At 64.1% G+C, this 17,848-nt stretch carries 19 protein-coding genes and 1 other RNA gene; 7 read left to right on the plus strand and 13 right to left on the minus strand.

The annotated features are described in order from the left end of the window. Positions 1-266 precede the first annotated feature (266 nt). Entirely contained in the window at positions 267-1,055 is a 789-nt protein-coding gene (locus tag A5652_RS10870) for an SDR family oxidoreductase (protein ID WP_067350442.1), read from the plus strand. A gap of 21 nt (positions 1,056-1,076) precedes the next feature. Beyond that, positions 1,077-2,237 carry an NDMA-dependent alcohol dehydrogenase gene (locus A5652_RS10875; protein WP_067350446.1) on the plus strand — a complete coding sequence of 387 codons (1,161 nt, stop codon included), beginning with the start codon at positions 1,077-1,079 and terminating at the stop codon, positions 2,235-2,237. Between the two features lie 10 nt (positions 2,238-2,247). Here the strand turns inward: A5652_RS10875 and A5652_RS10880 are convergent, their stop codons facing one another. The 3 genes from A5652_RS10880 to A5652_RS10890 all read right to left on the minus strand — a co-directional run bounded on the left by A5652_RS10880 (position 2,248) and on the right by A5652_RS10890 (position 4,864). Then, the gene (locus tag A5652_RS10880; RefSeq protein ID WP_067350448.1) at positions 2,248-3,186 is read right to left on the minus strand and encodes an SDR family NAD(P)-dependent oxidoreductase; all 939 of its coding nucleotides are present in this window, start codon (positions 3,184-3,186) and stop codon (positions 2,248-2,250) included. A 423-nt stretch (positions 3,187-3,609) separates the two neighbouring features. Beyond that, complete coding sequence (locus A5652_RS10885) at positions 3,610-4,272, minus strand: TetR/AcrR family transcriptional regulator (RefSeq protein WP_067350451.1); 663 nt, start codon at positions 4,270-4,272, stop codon at positions 3,610-3,612. A 37-nt stretch (positions 4,273-4,309) separates the two neighbouring features. After that, entirely contained in the window at positions 4,310-4,864 is a 555-nt protein-coding gene (locus tag A5652_RS10890) for a pyridoxamine 5'-phosphate oxidase (protein ID WP_067350453.1), read from the minus strand. A 26-nt stretch (positions 4,865-4,890) separates the two neighbouring features. Between A5652_RS10890 and A5652_RS10895 the strand changes: the two genes are divergently transcribed. Further along, positions 4,891-5,643, plus strand: coding sequence for a VOC family protein (locus A5652_RS10895; RefSeq protein ID WP_232001160.1), 753 nt, complete (start codon positions 4,891-4,893; stop codon positions 5,641-5,643). Positions 5,644-5,767: 124 nt separating this feature from the next. Here the strand turns inward: A5652_RS10895 and ssrA are convergent. The 9 genes from ssrA to prfB all read right to left on the minus strand — a co-directional run bounded on the left by ssrA (position 5,768) and on the right by prfB (position 12,665). Then, positions 5,768-6,135: a transfer-messenger RNA gene (ssrA, locus tag A5652_RS10900) on the minus strand. Positions 6,136-6,223: 88 nt separating this feature from the next. Continuing rightward, positions 6,224-7,069, minus strand: coding sequence for a maleylpyruvate isomerase family mycothiol-dependent enzyme (locus A5652_RS10905; protein ID WP_067350458.1), 846 nt, complete (start codon positions 7,067-7,069; stop codon positions 6,224-6,226). A 38-nt stretch (positions 7,070-7,107) separates the two neighbouring features. Then, positions 7,108-7,950, minus strand: a complete 843-nt coding sequence (locus tag A5652_RS10910; RefSeq protein WP_369805777.1) for an EamA family transporter — start codon at positions 7,948-7,950, stop codon at positions 7,108-7,110. Continuing rightward, positions 7,947-8,456: an SsrA-binding protein SmpB gene (gene smpB / locus A5652_RS10915; protein WP_067350464.1), complete on the minus strand. Its 510-nt coding sequence runs from the start codon at positions 8,454-8,456 to the stop codon at positions 7,947-7,949. Before smpB ends, A5652_RS10910 begins: the two co-directional genes overlap by 4 nt. Before the next feature lie 2 nt (positions 8,457-8,458). Next, complete coding sequence (ftsX, locus tag A5652_RS10920) at positions 8,459-9,352, minus strand: permease-like cell division protein FtsX (RefSeq protein ID WP_067350466.1); 894 nt, start codon at positions 9,350-9,352, stop codon at positions 8,459-8,461. Beyond that, positions 9,353-10,042: a cell division ATP-binding protein FtsE gene (gene ftsE, locus A5652_RS10925; protein ID WP_067350488.1), complete on the minus strand. Its 690-nt coding sequence runs from the start codon at positions 10,040-10,042 to the stop codon at positions 9,353-9,355. Between the two features lie 43 nt (positions 10,043-10,085). Continuing rightward, entirely contained in the window at positions 10,086-10,583 is a 498-nt protein-coding gene (locus A5652_RS10930; protein WP_067350469.1) for a hypothetical protein, read from the minus strand. After that, positions 10,580-11,563, minus strand: a complete 984-nt coding sequence (locus A5652_RS10935) for a mechanosensitive ion channel family protein (RefSeq protein ID WP_232001161.1) — start codon at positions 11,561-11,563, stop codon at positions 10,580-10,582. Before A5652_RS10935 ends, A5652_RS10930 begins: the two co-directional genes overlap by 4 nt. Next, positions 11,553-12,665, minus strand: coding sequence for a peptide chain release factor 2 (gene prfB, locus A5652_RS10940; protein ID WP_067350476.1), 1,113 nt, complete (start codon positions 12,663-12,665; stop codon positions 11,553-11,555). Before prfB ends, A5652_RS10935 begins: the two co-directional genes overlap by 11 nt. Positions 12,666-12,826: 161 nt before the next feature. Here prfB and A5652_RS10945 point away from each other — a divergent pair, with 161 nt between their 5' ends. Further along, a complete protein-coding gene (locus A5652_RS10945; protein ID WP_067350478.1) occupies positions 12,827-14,188 on the plus strand; it encodes an FAD-dependent oxidoreductase in 1,362 nt (453 codons plus the stop codon). A gap of 62 nt (positions 14,189-14,250) precedes the next feature. Continuing rightward, positions 14,251-14,682, plus strand: a complete 432-nt coding sequence (locus A5652_RS10950; protein WP_067350481.1) for a pyridoxamine 5'-phosphate oxidase family protein — start codon at positions 14,251-14,253, stop codon at positions 14,680-14,682. Between the two features lie 17 nt (positions 14,683-14,699). Here A5652_RS10950 and A5652_RS10955 read toward each other — a convergent pair whose 3' ends face one another. Further along, positions 14,700-15,497: a universal stress protein gene (locus A5652_RS10955; protein ID WP_067350484.1), complete on the minus strand. Its 798-nt coding sequence runs from the start codon at positions 15,495-15,497 to the stop codon at positions 14,700-14,702. A gap of 595 nt (positions 15,498-16,092) precedes the next feature. Here A5652_RS10955 and A5652_RS10960 point away from each other — a divergent pair. Together A5652_RS10960 and A5652_RS10965 are read left to right on the plus strand one after the other, a co-directional pair. Next, positions 16,093-17,253, plus strand: coding sequence for a PPE family protein (locus A5652_RS10960; protein WP_067350486.1), 1,161 nt, complete (start codon positions 16,093-16,095; stop codon positions 17,251-17,253). A 92-nt stretch (positions 17,254-17,345) separates the two neighbouring features. Continuing rightward, positions 17,346-17,848: PPE family protein (locus A5652_RS10965; protein WP_156745274.1), on the plus strand; the 503-nt coding region annotated here is incomplete at its 3' end.

A 17,848-nucleotide genomic window follows, 5' to 3' on the forward strand; every position in this document is an offset into this window, starting at 1 on the left:
CTACGAGGAGCGCTGCCTCCTCGACTGCCGCCACCAGTAGATGGGTCAGCACGCCGACCGCCCAGCCAAGGCGCGGGCCAGGGCTGCCAAGGTTCTCGACCGGCTCCTGCTGAGCTTCGCCGTCGAGCCTCGAAAAGTCCTGCGGCGATAGGCTTCTGCCCGGAATGGGGAACTCGTCACCCTATGGAAATGATTGTTTTCGGTGCCTGAATATCGCGCTTCTACCGAAATGATAATGTTCCTCTCAACTGCTTCGAGGAGAGCCGATGCCTGACACACCATCGCTGAGAGTTGCCGTGGTCGGAGCGTCTGCAGGTCTGGGCCGGTGCATCGGGATGGGTTTGGCCGCCAGGGGTGCCAGGGTCGCCTTCCTCGCCCGGCGTCGTGACCGATTGGAACGCGCCGCCAAAGAGGCGGGCAACGGCGCGGCCGCGGTCGCCTGCGATGTGACCGACGGCGCGGCATGCGGGCAGGCGATCGCCGAGGTCGTTGACACCTTCGGTGGACTGGACGCGCTTGTCTACACCACAGGTGTCGGTGTGTTGGCACCGCTCACCGACGTCAGCGCCGAGCAGTGGGGAAAGTTGTTCGCCACCAACGTGACCGGCGCGTCACTGATCACCGCTGCCGCCGCACCCCACCTCGCCGCTACTGCGGGATCTGGGGTGTACCTGTCGTCACTGAGCGCCTCCTATTCCGCGCCGTGGCCGCTGCTTGGCGCTTACGCAGTGTCCAAAGCAGCACTCGACAAGCTCGTCGAGGCATGGCGCATCGAACATCCGAACATTGGCTTCACTCGACTCGCGGTCGGAGACTGCTTCGGCGGCGAGGGCGACTCACAGACCGAGTTCAACAAGGCCTGGGACCCCCAGGCGCTGGAGAGTGCCATCCACTACTGGATGGACCACGGCTACATGCAGGGCGGCCTTGTCGAGGCCGAACACCTTGTCGATGTCGTCCATTCCGTACTCCGTTGCGGTAGCAGCAGTTTCATCCCCTATCTAACCCTTGCGCCTCGGCCGTCCGGCGCCGTGGCCGAACTTCGACAATGGTGAAGGACGTCTGAAGGAACCGCGATGAAATCGAAAGCGGCCGTGTTGCACGGTGTAGGTGTGGACTGGGAAGTCATCGAGGTCGAACTCGATCCGCCACATGCCGGCGAGGTCCTGGTCAAGATGGCGTACGCCGGCATCTGTCACTCGGACGAGCACTTCTACACCGGCGACAGTGTGCCCAGTAAGGAAATGGAAGAGATGATGCGGGCGTCGGGGCTCTCGGTGCCCGAGTGGTTTCCAATGCTGGGCGGACACGAGGGCTCCGGCGTTGTGGAAGCGATCGGCCCCGGGGTGAAGACGTTGCAGCCCGGTGACCACGTGGCCATCTCGTTTCTCCCCGCCTGCGGCAGCTGCCGATGGTGCGCGACCGGCTACACGTACCTGTGTGACGTGGGCGCCGATATCTACGACAAGGCGATGACCACTGATGGCACCCGACGTCGCCATCTGGGGGGCGAGGACCTCATGGCGATGATGCAGGTCGGCACCTTCTCGGAGTACGTAGTGGCATCCGAGCGCTCACTGGTCAAAGTCCATGACTGGATCTCCCTAGAGGCTGCCTCCTTGGTGTCCTGCGGCGTGACAACGGGATTCGGGTCCGGTTCGGTCGCGGCGGGCACCCAACCGGGTGACACGGTCGTCGTCGTCGGTGTCGGCGGTATCGGCATGAACGCCGTGCAAGGCGCGAGGGTCGCGGGCGCCAAGCACATCATCGCCGTCGACCCCAACGAGTTCAAACGTGAGATTGCGCCGACGTTCGGCGCCACCCACACCGCTATCGACACCGGCGCCGCGCTGGAACTGGTCAAGGAGATCACCTGGGGGGTGATGGCCGACCGGGTCGTTCTCACGCCCGGAATCGTGCCCGCCGACATGGTGATGATGGGAATGATGTTGTTGCGCAAGGGCGGAACGTGCGTGCTGACCGCAATGCCCAAGATCACCGACCTGATGGTGCCAATGGTCCTTACGGACATGATCAGCTCATGTAAGACATTCAAGGGTGTGCTTTACGGCGAGATGAACCCGCGGGAAGCAATGCCGAAACTACTGTCGATGTACGAGGCGGGCCAGATCAAGCTCGATGAGCTGGTCACGCAGAAGTACAAGCTCGACGACATCAACGAGGCCATGAAAGACCTTCGGGCCGGCAGGAATATCCGGGGTGTCATCGCCTTTTGACATGCCCTTATCAAGTCGGCTCCGTCACTGACGTTGTCGCCGTGACCGCGTGTTCAATTTCGTCGAATATGCTGTCCGGCAGCAATATGCCAGATGGATCGAGAATCCGCTCGAGGTTAGCCGCGACGTCCTCGGCGGTCAGAACGCCGTCTGCGCTGAACCAGCCACGGGTAACACCGATCTGCAATGCGGCCACTCGTCCCCGGAATGCGCTGAACGCCCGATGTGTCTGTGTGCAATGCTCGCTGGCGAGATAGGCGACGACGGGCGCCACCTGATCGAGCCGCAAAGTCTCCAGGAAGGCGCGCGCGTCGGGACTCTCGCCGGCCTCCCCCATGAGGGCCGCGGCCATTCGTGTGTCGCCCATCGGCATGACGGCGTTGGCTTTGATTCCGTGCGCCGCGCCCTCCAGCGCTGCGACATTCATCAAGCCGAGCATCCCCGTCTTCGCAGTGGCGTACCCCAACAACCCAGGCTGACCGAAAACCCCCGCAGCGGACGATACGAACACCAGCCGACCGTACCCGGCGTCCCGCATGACCGCGAAACTCGGGCGAACGACATGAAAAGCGGCCAAGAGATGGTGGCGCAGCAGCGCTTCGAAGCGTTCGGTCGGCCAGTCCGACAAGGAATCGTTGTGGATGATACCGGCATTCGCGACGACGGCATCCAGCCGGCCGAACTCCGCCACGGCAAGGTCGACTGCGGCCTGCCCGCCCAGTTCGGTGCTGGCGTCGGACACGCAAGCTACCGCGCGTCCGCCCGCCGCACGGATTGCGGTGGCGACCTCGTTGGCCGGTTCGACGTCCCCACCGCTTCCGTCGGTTGCGACGCCGTTGTCGTGGACCACCACCGCCGCGCCACGCCGAGCTATTTCATGGCAGTACGACTCGCCGAGGCCGCGGCCACCGCCAGTGACCAGCACGACCCGATCGGTGAAAGAAATCATTTGCGCCCTGGTGATCTCGAGACGCCGTCGGTGCCGCCGACAATCGGATAGTCCTTAAGCAAGCCGACTTTCACTGGAGCCGCAAAGCGGTACGCGCGAACTCGGCCATCTGCCATGGCTGCAACATACACGGCGATGGTTGTCCCGGGCGATACGCATTCCAAACTCCGCAGGGGGCGGAAATGGCGGTCTATGAAAGGTCGGCATCCCACCGGCTATGCCAGCGACGACCCAATTGGTGTCGCGGGTCCACTGCTCCTATGCACCATTGCGTCCGCGGCAATACAGAGTCGGCAGTGCGTCCGCAGCCTCCGGAGCAGAAGGCCGCAGGTTCGAAATCCTGCCGGGGGCACCAGCATTCGCCCAGGTTGGCCTGGCAAGCGCGCCTGGCGCGTGAATCGGGTGGACAGGTAATCGCTCGGACTACGGATGCAGTGAAATTCCCGGCAGCAGCGAAGTTATCAGCGCATCCGCGTGCGCGGAGATCCACTTGGATGATTGCGGATCGTGTCCGGTGAGAAGGCGCACTTCGGGCGCGTTGCTGTAGGGAGTCGATGCCCCGCCGACGAGCAGGTAGTAGACGATGTCGCTGTCGATGGGAGCGGCCACCCCGGCCTCGCGCAGTAGCGTCCACGCGGATGCAATGGCATCGAAGAGTGGCTTGACGTGAGTTTTGGTCAACCAAGCAAGTCTGTCGGAGTCGGCGGTTCCCTCATGGACCATGATTTGGTTGAGTTCGGGATGTCGGGCGGCAAATGCCACGAACCGCCGTATGCCGTCAGCGAAGCCCACTGCCAATTGCGCTGCGTCGATGTTGGTCGGACCAGTCGGGAAGAGGCCAGCCATCTCCTCGCCGAGTAGCGCAAATAAGTGGTCCACGGCTGCGGTCCACAGCGCCATCTTAGATTCGAAGTGGTAATTGATCTGGGGCTGGTGCGCGTCTACCCGCGCTGCAATCGCACGGGTAGATGCGCCGTCGTAACCTTTGGCTCCGAACTCGACCAGTGCCGCGTTCAGTAGTGCTTCGCGGATATCAGTTCGCACCCGACGCTGACGTGGTGGGTGTTGGGGCGCTTTGGTTTTCATTACACGTCACGTTACTGGCGATTAGAGAGGACGCGAATCAGGCCGGGTCGGGTGCGTCCCAGGGCACGGTGGCCGACACCCAGTGAACGATCTCTTGCTCTTGATCATTGCGGTAGAGGTGAGCCGGTGGCTGCGCGAAAGTCGCGTATGGGCGGCAACGCACGACGACCCGATCCTCCTCTGCGGCCTTGGCTGCAACGATTGGACGCGCTTCCTCGGGGAGTGGCTCACCCGACATCCGACCAGCCACGGCCATCATCACATCGACCACCAGATCGTGGTCTCGCTCGATGGTGGCGTCTGTGTACACCTGTAGATATGCGAAGGGCCAGCGTTCATCAAGAATGCAGAGGCTAACCTTGCCATCTCTATCGACCATCCGGGCCTTGCCGCGAGCGGCCATCGTGGACACCAGCAGTTCGTCGTTGTCGGTCGGGATGTAGTAGACGATTGACATCGCCGGACCATCGTTTCGGCGGCGGTATCCGTAAACACAGGTGCGATGGGTCCGCACGAATTCTCGCCGCTCCGATGGGAGCAGGTCACGATCCGTGGGAACCGTGAATGGCTCCGGCGCGAGTGGCAGCAGCATGACGACCAATCCTTCAGCTTTGGTGGGTGATCCGGGATGGTGCTAGCTTCCCCGGAGCGTTATTATCAGTCGATAATACCGTTGGAGGCCGCAGAGGTGCAACCGTGCCCTGGCCTCTGACGGAAGGAGCCGCCATGAACCCAGGACGAGCGCACGAACGCCGGCCCGCGCCGCAAAACAGCCGAGCACCGGACTTTCTTGCACACTGGGTCGTCAAGACCACGCGCACCGAGCAGATGATCGATTGGTACCGCGAAGTTTTCGGTGGCCGCGTGATCCACCAAGGCAAGCGGATCGCCTTCATTGCCTGGGACCACGAGCATCACCGGATAGCCCTCATCAAGGTGCCCAGACTGCTACGAGTCGCTTTTCCCCTCGCCCGGTTCCGTCGGAAGCTTTACGGGATCGACCATATTGCTGTGCAATTCGAATCGGTTGAACGCTTGTTGGTCAACTACGAGCGGCTTCGGCGGTCTGGCATCTCTCCCGTCTGGTCGATCAACCACGGTCCCACAACATCGCTCTACTACGAAGACCCCGACGGTATTCGATTGGAATTCCAGACCGACAACTTCCCGACGGTGGCAACCACCGCCGCCTACTTCGAAAGCGCCGAATTCGTCGCCAACCCAATCGGCACCGAGATCGACCCCGACTATCTCCTCAAACGACTGCGCAACGGCGACGACCCAGCCGACCTACTCAAGCCCGGAGCGGGCACGCCGCCGGACACCAAAGCGCGAGCGAACAAACGCGCCATCACATGGAAAACACTGTGAAGCACGCGGCAAAGGCCGCTCTGACGGCCGCTATGAATGGACGACCTCGTTCAGGATGTGCCCAAAAATGTGCCCAGAATAGACGCAAGCCAGAGCGAAAATACACTCTGCCCTGCCAACTAGCTTGTGGAGCTGCCGGGAATCGAACCCGGGTCCTACGGCATTCCCTCAAGGCTTCTCCGTGCGCAGTTCGCTATGCCTCTGCTCGGATCTCCTGGTCACGCGAACAAGCCAGGATGACGATCCCAGTCGCTGTTGGTGTCCCGATGAGTCCCGCGACCGAACTCATCGGTGGATCCCTCTAGCTGACGCCAGGGTCCGGGTCGAGGGCTTTCCCGGTCTGACGGACTAGCTGTCGCTTAGGCAGCGAGAGCGTAGTCGCGCTGATGTGAATCGGCGCTTATCTGTTTGCAACGACGCTTACGGTGGTCAGTTGCCTGCACCGGCACGCTTCCCTTGATTCGATGCGCGAAGTCGAAACCTTTCAGCCCCTCGCACCCCGCCGACTTTCGGCAGGAATATCAATGGTACCTGGCTATCAACCAGCGGCAACGGGATTATCTTCCCCGCCACGCTGCGATCAGATCACGAAGTTGAGATGCTGGACGACCTGATTGGCCACGCCTTTGTCCCCGTCGAGCTCGATGTCCTTGGCACGCGCGGGACATAGCGGGCGGCCACCGGTGAGCCTGGTGAACTGCAGTCCGTCCAGGCGGATGGTCGCGGTCGGTTCTTGACCGCCGAAGTCGTCGACCACCGCGGCCCGGCCGTCGACGCGGACCCGGATGGTGCGGGCCAGCGGGCCGGTGAGCTCGAACTGGATGCGTGAGCCGTCGGGAGCCTTGGCCAGCTTGCCCACGACGTAACCCATCGTGGCGGCGATCTCGTCCACGGCGAGCGACACCGCCGGCCCGGCCAGCTCGTCATCGGAGGGCGGCCGACCCAGCGCCACGCGTATGTCTTCTTCGTGCATCCAGCAGTCGAACACCCGGATCCGCATGAACCGGCCGTACGAGTCCGGACCCGTCGGAGTCATCGTCACCGCGTCCCACTCCTCGCCGGACATGCCCTTCAACGCTTCGCGCCGATCGTTGGTGATCGCCCTGAAGCTCTCTAAAACGTCGGCATCGGCGTGCGAACTCAGATGGCGAACCCAGCACTCGTTCATCACCCCGACGTCGTTGCGCACATGGTCCAGCGTCGAGACATCGATATCGGGCTGGGGTGCGGCGATGCCGGCGAGAAACGACTCGGTGCCGATCATGTGCGCCACCAAGGCTTTGACGTCCCAGCCGGGCAGCGGACTCTCGGCCCGCCACTGCGCTTCGGACAGCCCGGCCAGCAGCGCGTCGATGTCGTCCCACACAGCGAAGAGGCCGGAGAGCACGGCGGACTTGTCGAGTTTGGTGACGGGGCGATCGGCCATGGTCAGGATCGTAGGCCGATCAATCAAGCGTGGGGCGGTCAGGCCGAGGCGATCATCGCCACGGAGCCCATGGCCAGCACCATGCCGATCCCCTGCAAGCGGGTCACCCGCTCGCGCAGCACCACCATCGCCAGCACCACCGTCGCGGCCGGATACAGCGAGATCAAGATGCTGGCCAACGACAGCAACCAGGTGTGCAGCGCCGCCAGCATGGTGAGGTTGGCGAAGATGTCCAGCACGGCGACGGCCACGGCGAGTTTGAGCGGCCGTCCGCGCGGCATCGCCAGGTTCTGGCTGGTTTTGGCCATGGCGAAGACCACCAGGCTGGCGGCAACCCGAGCGAAGACCAGCGGCCAGAGTTTGCACACGTGCGGCGCCTGGTGCAGGAATACCAGATTCAATCCCATCGCCGAGCCCGCAACTACTGTGAGCCAGGCCACTTTTGGAGTGAACCGGTACGGCGTCCCCTCCACGGGAGCCTCCCGGCTGACGAGCATCACGGCGGCCAGCGCCAGGACGACGCCCACCAGGGCGGCCTGACCAGGCCGCTCCCCCAGGGCCATGCCGACCGCCACGGGCACCGCGGCGTTGAGCACGGCCGCCAATGGTGAGACGACCGAAATCGGCCCGGAACCAAGTGCCGCGAAGAACGCCCACATGCCAAAGGCCATGCCGATGCCGTACAGGCAACCCCACAGAACGGCGCCGACATGGATGGGACCGCCCACGAAGACGGCCATCACGCCCAATATCAGCGTTTCAATCGGGTAAGCGACCAGCATTACGCGCAGCGCGGCGAGTGGCCGCGCTGCTACGCCGCCCACGAAATCGCTGACGCCGTATGTAACGGCAGACAGCTGGGCGTAAGCCGCCCCGATCAGGTCATGCCCTTGGCTCGTCGCCCCATTTCACGGACCACCTCACGCTGTGCATCACGCTGCGCCATGTCCTGGCGCTTGTCATAAGCTCTTTTGCCGCGAGCAAGGGCCAACTCGACTTTCACCTTGCCCTCCGAAAAGTACAGAGACAGCGGCATCAAGGCGAGGTTACCATCTCGTATCTTGCCCACCAGCCTGTCGATTTGTTGCCTATGTAACAACAACTTTCGGTTGCGACGTGGCTCATGATTGGTCCAGCTACCGTGTTGATACTCCGGAATGTACAAGTTGCGCAACCAAACTTCGCCGTCGTCGATCGTTGCGAAAGCGTCAGCTAGCGATGCTTGGCCCAGGCGAAGGCTTTTGACCTCGGTGCCCTGCAGAGACACTCCGGCCTCGAACAACTCGATGATCGAATAGTTATGCCGCGCTTTGCGATTGGTGGCGATGACTTGTTTGCTGCCACCTTTGCCGCCCGCCGCTTTGGAACGGCCGGAACCCTTGGCCACAGCTACCGCCGTATATAGAGGCGCAAGGTCGCGTACCCCGTCACTGCCGCCATCGACACGCCGAGCAAGAACAGCCACGGCGAGATGTAGAGGATGTCGGCATAGTCGACCTTGGCGATTAGATGTGCTTGATAGAACTGGCTCAGCGCGTTGTCCAAGAACAAAGCCCGAACCAGCATGAGTCCGAGCACGGCGATGGCCACACCGACCGACGCGGCGAGCATCGCCTCAACCAGGAAAGGCAGCTGGGTGTACCACCGGCTGGCACCTACCAGCCGCATGATCCCGATCTCCGTGCGGCGGGTGTACGCCGCGACCTGCACCATGTTGGCGATCAACAGGATTGCTCCGACGGCCTGCACCAGGGCCACGGCGAACGCGGCATCGCGCAAGCCGTCCAACACGGCGAACAGCCGGTCGATGAGGTCCTTCTCGTTGAGGATGCTGCGCACCCCGGGCTGGCCCTGCATCGCGGCGTCGAACTCCGCGTGCTGTTCGGGGTTGTTCAATTTGACGATGAACGACGCGGGAAATGAGTCCTTACCCGCCACGTCCTTGAACTCGGGGAACTTCTTGATGGCGTCGTTGTAGGCGTCCTGCCGGTTCACGAAGCGCACCGATTTGACGTCTTGGCGCGCTTCGATCTTGTCGCGCAGCCCCTTACACGGCGCGGACGCACATGTGGTGTCGTTGGCCGATATGTCGTCGGTCAAGAACACCTGCGTCTCGACGCGGTCGAGATAGATCTCGCGCGAGTTGTCGGCGAGCCGGACCACCAGCAGACCGCCCCCGAACAAGCCGATGGAGATCGCGGTCGTCAGGATCATCGCGGCCGTCATCGTGACGTTGCGACGAAACCCGGTCAGGACCTCGTTGAGTAGGAAACCGAAGCGCACTTAGCGGTCCATCCCGTAGATGCCGCGCTGCTCGTCGCGAACCAGCCTGCCCAGCGACAACTCGACGACGCGCTGGCGCATCGAGTCGACGATGTGATGGTCGTGCGTCGCCATCAGCACCGTCGTCCCCGTGCGGTTGATCCGCTCCAACAAATCCATGATGTCCTTACTGGTATCTGGGTCGAGGTTGCCCGTCGGCTCGTCCGCCAGCAGGACCAGCGGCCGGTTGACGAACGCGCGGGCGATCGCCACCCGCTGCTGCTCGCCACCGGACAACTCGTGGGGCAACCGATTGGCTTTGCCGGACAGTCCGACGGTTTCCAGCACCTCCGGCACAGTCCGGTTGATCGCGTCGCTTCGTTTGCCGATCACTTCCAGCGCGAACGCGACGTTCTCGTAGACCGTCTTTTGCTGCAGCAGGCGGAAGTCCTGGAAAACGCAGCCGATCACCTGGCGCAGCTTCGGGACGTGACGGCCGCGCAGCTTGTTGACGTGGAACTTCGAGACCCGGACGTCACCGCTGGTCGGGTTCTCCGCGCCGAGCAGCAGCCGCATGAACGTGGACTTGCCCGACCCCGACGGGCCGATCAGGAAGACGAACTCACCCTTGTCGATCTTGACGTTGACGTCCTCCAGCGCCGGGCGGGCCGACGCTTTGTACTTCTTACTGACATGGTCCAGGGTGATCATCACGGCACGCCAGTGTAGCGGTGATTTTCGCTGGCAGGCGAAGTCAACTGGCCGGTGGTCGCGAAGTCGGCGTCGGTCCGGGCCCCGGTTGCGGTTGCTGCGGCGGTGACGGAGTGGGGCTTGAGCTGGGCGGGCAGAACGGCGCCGGCAAGACGCACGGCAGCTGCGGCAGCTGGAACGGCGGTGTGGTGGTCGTGGTCGTCGTCACCGGCGGGGGCGGCGGTGGCGGGGGCGGCGGCGTGCTCGTCGGCGTCGGCGTATCGGGGACAGTCGCCGGCGGCACCTGCACACGGCTGCGCGGCACCCAGGTGTAGTTGGGGTCGGGCACGAAGCCCGGCGGCACCACTTGCTGGGCCGGGGGCTTGGGTGCCGGTTCGGGGCGGTAGGTGTCGTAGACCCACCACACCGCGAAGAAAGCGACGATCAATACGAAGGTGGACGTGCGCAGCCGCCCGCCGAGTATGTGCTTCGGCCAGTGATGCTCCGCATCCGTGTCGTCGCCGTCGCCGCGCTTCTCGAGGATGTTCAGGGTGAACTTCAACGCTTCTGCACCGCACCTTGGACTTCATCGGCTTGCTGTTCCGCGGCCTGGGCGGCGGGAACTGACGGGTCCTCCACCAGGCCCACCTTCGCGTCCGCCGCGGTCACGATCCCGACCCGGGCCAGCGCCCGGATGACCAGCACACGCAGCTGCCGGCCGACCTCGAACTGCTTGCCGGGCAGCGTGCGGGCCACCAGACGCAGGGTCACGGTATCGACCGCGATGCTTTCCACACCCATCACGGTGGGCGCATCCAGCAGCAACTCCCCGAGCACCGGGTTGTCCATTGCCCGGTCGCATTCCTGATGCAAGACCTCGTTGACCCGGTTCAGATCGGCGTTGGTTGACACCGGGATGTCCACCACCGCGCGTGCCCAATCCTTCGACAGGTTGACCACCTTGACGATCTGCCCATTCGGAATGGTCAACACTTCACCATCGGCTGATCGCAGACGAGTCACCCGCAAGGTCACGTTCTCGACGGTGCCGCTGGCTTCCGTCGCGGAAACCACGGTGATGGTGACCAGGTCTCCGAAGCCGTACTGGCGTTCCACCAGGATGAAGAAGCCGGCCAGGAGATCTCGTACCAGCTGTTGCGCGCCGAAACCCAGCGCAGCGCCGACCACGGTGGCCGGCGCGACCAATCCGCCCACCGAGAACTGCAGGACGGAAGAGATCTGAAGGATGACCCAGATGCCGATGATGACGACCGACACCCAGGAGATGACCGACGCCAGGGCCTGACGGTGCTTTGTTGCCTCCGAGCGAACCAGCGCATCGCTTTCGGTGAAACCCAGGTTGAGCTGGTGGGTCACCCGCTGCGCCACCCAGTTGACGAAGCGAGCCGCCAGCACCGCGGCGATCAGAACCATGACGATCCGCAGCCCGCGGGTGATGATCCATTCGCCGAGCTCGCCCCGCCAGAAGTCGTGCCAGCGGTGCGTCATCGATGCGGCGAGAAAACTTGTGTTATTCGTCATCTTTTCGGTTGCGCCAACGGATTCCCGCTTCCAGGAACCCGTCGATGTCTCCATCCAGGACGGCCGCAGGATTGCCGACCTCGTACTCGGTTCGCAGATCCTTGACCATCTGATACGGCTGCAGAACGTAGGAGCGCATCTGATTGCCCCACGAACTGCCGCCTTCGCCTTTTAACGCGTCTAACTCAGCGCGTTCTTCGGAACGCTTGCGCTCCAACAACTTTGCCTGAAGCACTCGCATCGCCGAGATCTTGTTCTGCAACTGCGATTTTTCGTTCTGGCAAGTCACCACGATACCCGTTGGGATATGGGTTAACCGTACCGCAGAGTCGGTGGTGTTCACCGACTGGCCCCCCGGGCCGCTCGAACGGTAAACATCAACGCGCACATCGCCTTCCGGTATGTCGATGTGGTCGGTGGTCTCGACCACCGGAAGCACCTCGACTTCAGCGAACGATGTCTGGCGCCGGCTCTGGTTGTCAAACGGGCTGATTCGCACCAGCCGGTGCGTGCCCTGCTCCACGGACAGCGTGCCGTAGGCGAACGGGGCGTGCACGGCGAACGTCGCGCTCTTGATGCCGGCTTCTTCGGCGTAGGACGTATCGAATACCTCCACCGGATACTTGTGCTGCTCAGCCCACCGGATGTACATCCGCATCAGCATCTCGGCCCAGTCGGCGGCGTCGACCCCACCCGCGCCGGAGCGAATGGTGACCAGCGCCTCGCGTTCGTCGTAATCGCCCGACAGCAGGGTGCGCACCTCGGTGGCTTCGATGTCCGCGCGCAGCGCCTTCAGCTCGGCGTCGGCCTCGGCCAGCGCGTCGTCGGCGCCTTCCCCCTCCTCGGCCGCCAGCTCGTAGAGCACCGGCAAGTCGTCCAGGCGCCCACGCAATTCCTCGACCCGGCGCAGCTCGCCCTGGGCGTGAGACAACTCGCTGGTCACCCGCTGGGCACGAGCTTGGTCGTCCCACAACTGGGGATCGGATGCCTCGTGTTCAAGCTTCTGGATGCGGGTGCGCAGACCGTCCACATCGAGCACCCGCTCCACCGTGGTCAGGGTGGCGTCGAGGGCGGCGATATCGGCTTGGCGGTCGGGTTCCACAGCCGACAACGTTACCTGGGGGCCTCCGAGCAGCTCAGGTCGCAGCGAGTGTCCAGGTCACGACCAGCGGTCATGCGTTTAGCATCGAGTCACGATCATGTGCGCCCCGCTTTGCGCGCGACAGCCCCTGCGCGCATACGGGCACGAATAGAAGGTCGAGAATGCGCCCTTACCACGTTGCAATCGTTGGCTCCGGACCGTCGGGGTTCTTCGCCGCGTCCTCCTTGCTGAAGGCGGCCGACGGGTCCGAGGACATCGATGTCGCCGTCGACATGCTCGAGATGCTGCCCACCCCGTGGGGGCTGGTGCGCTCCGGCGTCGCGCCTGATCACCCGAAGATCAAGTCGATCAGCAAGCAATTCGAGAAGACATCCCAGGATCCGCGCTTCCGCTTCTTCGGCAACGTCTCGGTCGGCGAGCACGTGCAGGCTAGCGAACTCGCCGAGCGTTACGACGCCGTCGTCTATGCGGTCGGGGCGCAATCCGACCGTGCGTTGAACATCCCCGGCGAGGACCTGCAGGGCAGCATCGCCGCCGTTGATTTCGTGGGTTGGTACAACGCGCACCCGAATTTCGAGGCGGCCACGCCCGATCTTTCGGGGGCACGGGCTGTGGTCGTCGGTAACGGCAACGTCGCGCTCGACGTGGCGCGCATTCTGGTCACCGACCCCGACGTCCTGGGGCTGACCGACATCGCCGACCACGCGCTGGAGTCGCTGCGCCCGTGCGGCGTCGACGAGGTGGTGGTCATCGGTCGCCGCGGCCCGCTACAGACCGCGTTCACCACCCTCGAGCTCCGCGAGTTGGGCGACCTGGAAAACGTCGACGTGATCGTCGATCCCGCCCAGCTGGAGGGCATCAGCGACGAGGATGCGGCCGCGGCCGGCAAGACAGCGAAGCAGAACATCAACGTGCTGCGCGATTACGCCAAGCGCGACCCGCGTCCCGGCCACCGCCGCATCGTGCTGCGCTTCATGACCTCGCCCATCGAGATCAAGGGGACTCAGAGAGTCGAGGCAATCGTGCTCGGCCGCAACGAACTGGTCACCGACGACAGTGGGCGGGTGTCCGCCACCGACACCGGCGAGCGCGAGGAGCTACCGGCTCAGCTGGTGGTGCGCTCGGTCGGTTACCGCGGGCTGCCCACGCCGGGACTGCCGTTCGATGAGAAGAGCGCGACGATCCCCAACAGCGGCGGCCGGATCAAAGACAGCCGCAACGAATACGTGGTCGGGTGGATCAAGCGTGGGCCGACCGGCGTGATCGGCACCAATAAGAAGGACTCCCAGGAGACGGTCGATACGCTGCTCGCCGATCTGTCGGGCGCCGACGGTCTCGCCGATTTCCCCGACGACCACGCCGACCAGCTGGCCGAATGGCTTGCGTCACGCCAGCCCAAGCTGGTCACCTCGGCGCACTGGGATCTCATCGATGCCCACGAGCGAGCGGCCGGCGAGCCGCACGGACGTCCCCGCGTCAAGCTGCCGAGTTTGGCCAAATTGCTGGGGGTCAGCCACGGCTGAGTCCGCGCCCAGAGTACAAAGGGCTCTACTCAACGACGCCCATCGTCCGTAGCGTTGACGGCGTGGGTAGCGACCAACCGGTAACCGTGCTTTCCGAGGATGAGAACTGGAACCTGTTGGGCAGTGTCTCGCTCGGTCGGCTGGTCACCAACTTCGCCGGTGGGCCGGAGATCTTTCCCGTCAACTTCGTCGCGCAAGAGCGCACCGTGTTGTTCCGCACCGCCGAGGGCACCAAACTGTTTTCGGCCGTTGCCAATCACGCGGTGGTTTTCGAGGTCGACGACCACAACCTCGTCGAAGGATGGAGCGTGATCGTGCGTGGTCGCGCACGATTGCTGAAGATCGACGCGGACATTCAACAAGCCGAACGCGCGCAGCTGTTGCCCTGGACGGCAACGCTCAAACCGCACTATGTACGCATAACGCCGACCGAAGTCACCGGTCGCCGTTTCCGGTTCGGTCCCGAGCCTGACCGTCACGGGCCGGTTGCGTGACGAGGAGCTCGGGTGCGCTACAGGTTGCCGCATCGTATCGCCAGCACGGAATGGCCCGCGTGGCAAGGGGCCTCGGCCCGATAGGAGTCGGTGACCAGCAGCTGGCCCGCGTCGCGGTGGATGCGCAGGAAGCGGTCCACGCCGTCGGTGACGATCACCGGCTCGGCCTGCACGTCGGGATACAACCGCGTCCACCGCGCGAGCCGGCGATCCAATTGCCCTTGTACTGAGCGCTTTCCAGGGGACCCATCGTGAGCGTCCGGGCCCTTCGAGACAGAAACGGCTCGCAGAGTCGTTCGGCGCAGTCTCGCTTCCTCGAACGCGTGCCGCAGCACCGTGCCGTTGTCCACTTCGGCTACCACGCTGCTGACCTGGGGCGCCGTCGGACAGCCCGCCGACCGTTGGATCACGGCGACCGGGCAAGACGCCGAACGAACCAAGCAGGCCGCAACGGCGGGTCCGCCGTGACAGGCATGGTTGAGCCCGATCCGCCCGATGCAGACCATGACCGCCGACCGCGATGCTTCGAGCAGCTTGGAAACCGTTCTGCCCCGGAGAATGTCGGTTTCGACCTTGACAGGTTCGCCGACGGCGTCGACGGCCCGATGAGCGTCGGTCAACGCGGCACGCGCGACGGCGAGCCGTGTGGCGCCGTCGCGCGCGGCCCACGCGTCGTGCGGATCGATGACATACACCAATCGCAGAGGGACGTCGCGGCTGACCGCCTCATCGATCGCCCAGACGGCCGCATGCATCGCTGCCCTGGATCCGTCGACACCTACCAGAATTGCGGGGGCTGAATACACGTTGCTCATCGCGAAGTCCTTCGTTGAGCTTCTTTACACCGTTCAGCTATACGTTATGAGCCGTAAACCTCACTCCCCCAGAGGCATTGGTCCCGAAATAGGTGCCATTGGACCCTAAGCAGCTCTCACATCCGCCGGGCTTACCCGGCACCAGGGGCGGGCGCGTCGTCGCGACAACCGGACACCAAGCACTCCAATCACTTTCGCTGTTCGACCGGCATGGAACGCGCCTTTTGCCTTGGTTAACATAAGATGAACACCAAATGAACGCGAGCTGAATTCTAACTGACCCGCTTCTTGAATTCAGCAAAACCCCGCAAGCTTCGGCCGCATTTGCGACTTTTGAAGGGCCCGAAAAACGAAGGTCCTTTGAGATGCCCTGCGCCCACGCTCCGCCAATCCGATAAGCGCCACGCGGTCCGCCCAGACGACCGTGGTGCGATCGCGCTGGGCTGCCTTCTCACCTGACGCGGGGTGTGCTTTGCCGACGGGCAAAGCGGATCAGGGAGCGGGCCAAACTCATTTTCCCGAACACGCCGATGCGGCTGGCGCCGGCGTCGGTGGCGTTTGGCCGAAAACCACACTTCGAGGGGATGTATTGCACATGGAGTGGACTCTATTTCCACCCGAAATCAATTCGGCCCGGATGTATACCGGCCCCGGGCTGGCCTCGCTGTTGGCCGCCGCCGGAAGCTGGGATGCGTTGTCGGCCGAGCTGGCCTCCACCGCCGAGTCGTACGAATCGGTGCTCGCGGGCCTGGACCTGCAATGGCGCGGACCCGCCTCCGAGTCGATGACATACTCGGCCGCCCGTTACATGGGCTGGCTGCAGACGACCGCCGAGCAGACGAAGCAGACAGCCATGCAGGCGCGGACGGCCGCGGCAGCCTACGAGCAGGCGTATGCGATGACGGTGCCCCCACCGGTGATCACCGCCAACCGCGCGCTGTTGGCAGCGCTGGTGGCGACGAACATTGTGGGTCAGAACACCGCGGCCATCGCGGACGCCGAGGCGCAGTACGCGGACTTCTGGGCTCAGGACGCCGCTGCCATGGCCGGCTACTCCGTGACCTCGATGACGGTGACGAGTCAGTTGCCCCGTTTCGCCACAGCGCACAAATCCATCAACGACTCCGGGGTGGGCGCCCAGAACGCTGCCGTGGCAACGGCTAACGCCAACTCCGGCGCGACCAAGGCTGCTACGCAGACGTTTTCGCCGCTCTCGACGCAACCGCAACCGCAAGTGCAGGCGGCGCCGAACCTGGGAGCGGGTGGCGCGGGTAATGGCAACGCCTTTCGGGTTCTTGACGCTATTCAGGGCACGGGCCTCGGCTTCAGCGCTCCTTACAACATGGAGCAGTTCGTGTCCGGAATCATCGGGGCCGAGAACAATTTGGGCATCCTCGCAAAGCCCGGCGCGGCCGCGGCCAATGTCGCTCCAGCGCTGACAGCGCCCGCGCTGCGCGGTGCGACAGCGGGACTCGGCGGCGGCCTGGGCAACGTCACTGCGACTCTCTCGCATGCCGGCAGGATCGGGCCGATGTCGGTGCCCGCGAGTTGGTCCGCACCCACGAGCACGCATTTCTCGCCATTGGAACCCGCCGGCTTCACCACGCTGCCGGGGACCGAGGAGCCGATGGCGTCCGGGTACCCGGGCTACCCAGGTGTCCCGGGGGGCGGTGCCGCCCGGGCCGCCGGCGCGGGTGCCCCTCCCCGCTACGGCGTGCGGCTCACCGTAATGCCACGCCCGCCGGCCGCCGGGTGACGTGCCGCCAGTCCACCAACTGCCGTCGACCACAGCACTAACCGTGCGTCGCGAGCAGTTTCGCTGCACGCAGCTCGTCGAGTTGTAAGACAATGGATTTCAGCTTTTTCCCACCAGAGGTGAACTCGGGCCGGATGTACACGGGTCCCGGATCGGGCTCGCTGTTGGCCGCCGCGGCGAGCTGGGACTCGCTCTCCGCCGAGCTGAGCATCACGGCCGCGGTCTACGAATCGGTGCTGTCCGGCCTGACGGGTTTGTACTGGCATGGGCCCGCGGCCCAGGCGATGTCGGCCAGCGCCGCGCCCTACCTGGAGTGGCTGCATGCGACCGCCGAAACCGCTCAACAGACCGCCATTCAGGCGCGGGCCGCAGCGGCGGCCTACGAACTCGCATACGCCATGACCGTGCCGCCACCCGCGATCGCGGCCAACCGCATTCAATTGGCGACGCTGGTGGCGACGAACTTCTTCGGCCAGAACACCGCGGCCATCGCGGCCACCGAAGCCCAGTACGCCGAATACTGGGCTCAAGATGCCGCCGCGATGTCGACGTATTCCGTCAGTTCTGCTGCGGCAGCACAGTTTTCGCCGTTCCT

Origin of the sequence: Mycobacterium sp. 1165178.9 (genome assembly GCF_001673555.1) — a bacterium.
GTDB lineage: Bacteria > Actinomycetota > Actinomycetes > Mycobacteriales > Mycobacteriaceae > Mycobacterium.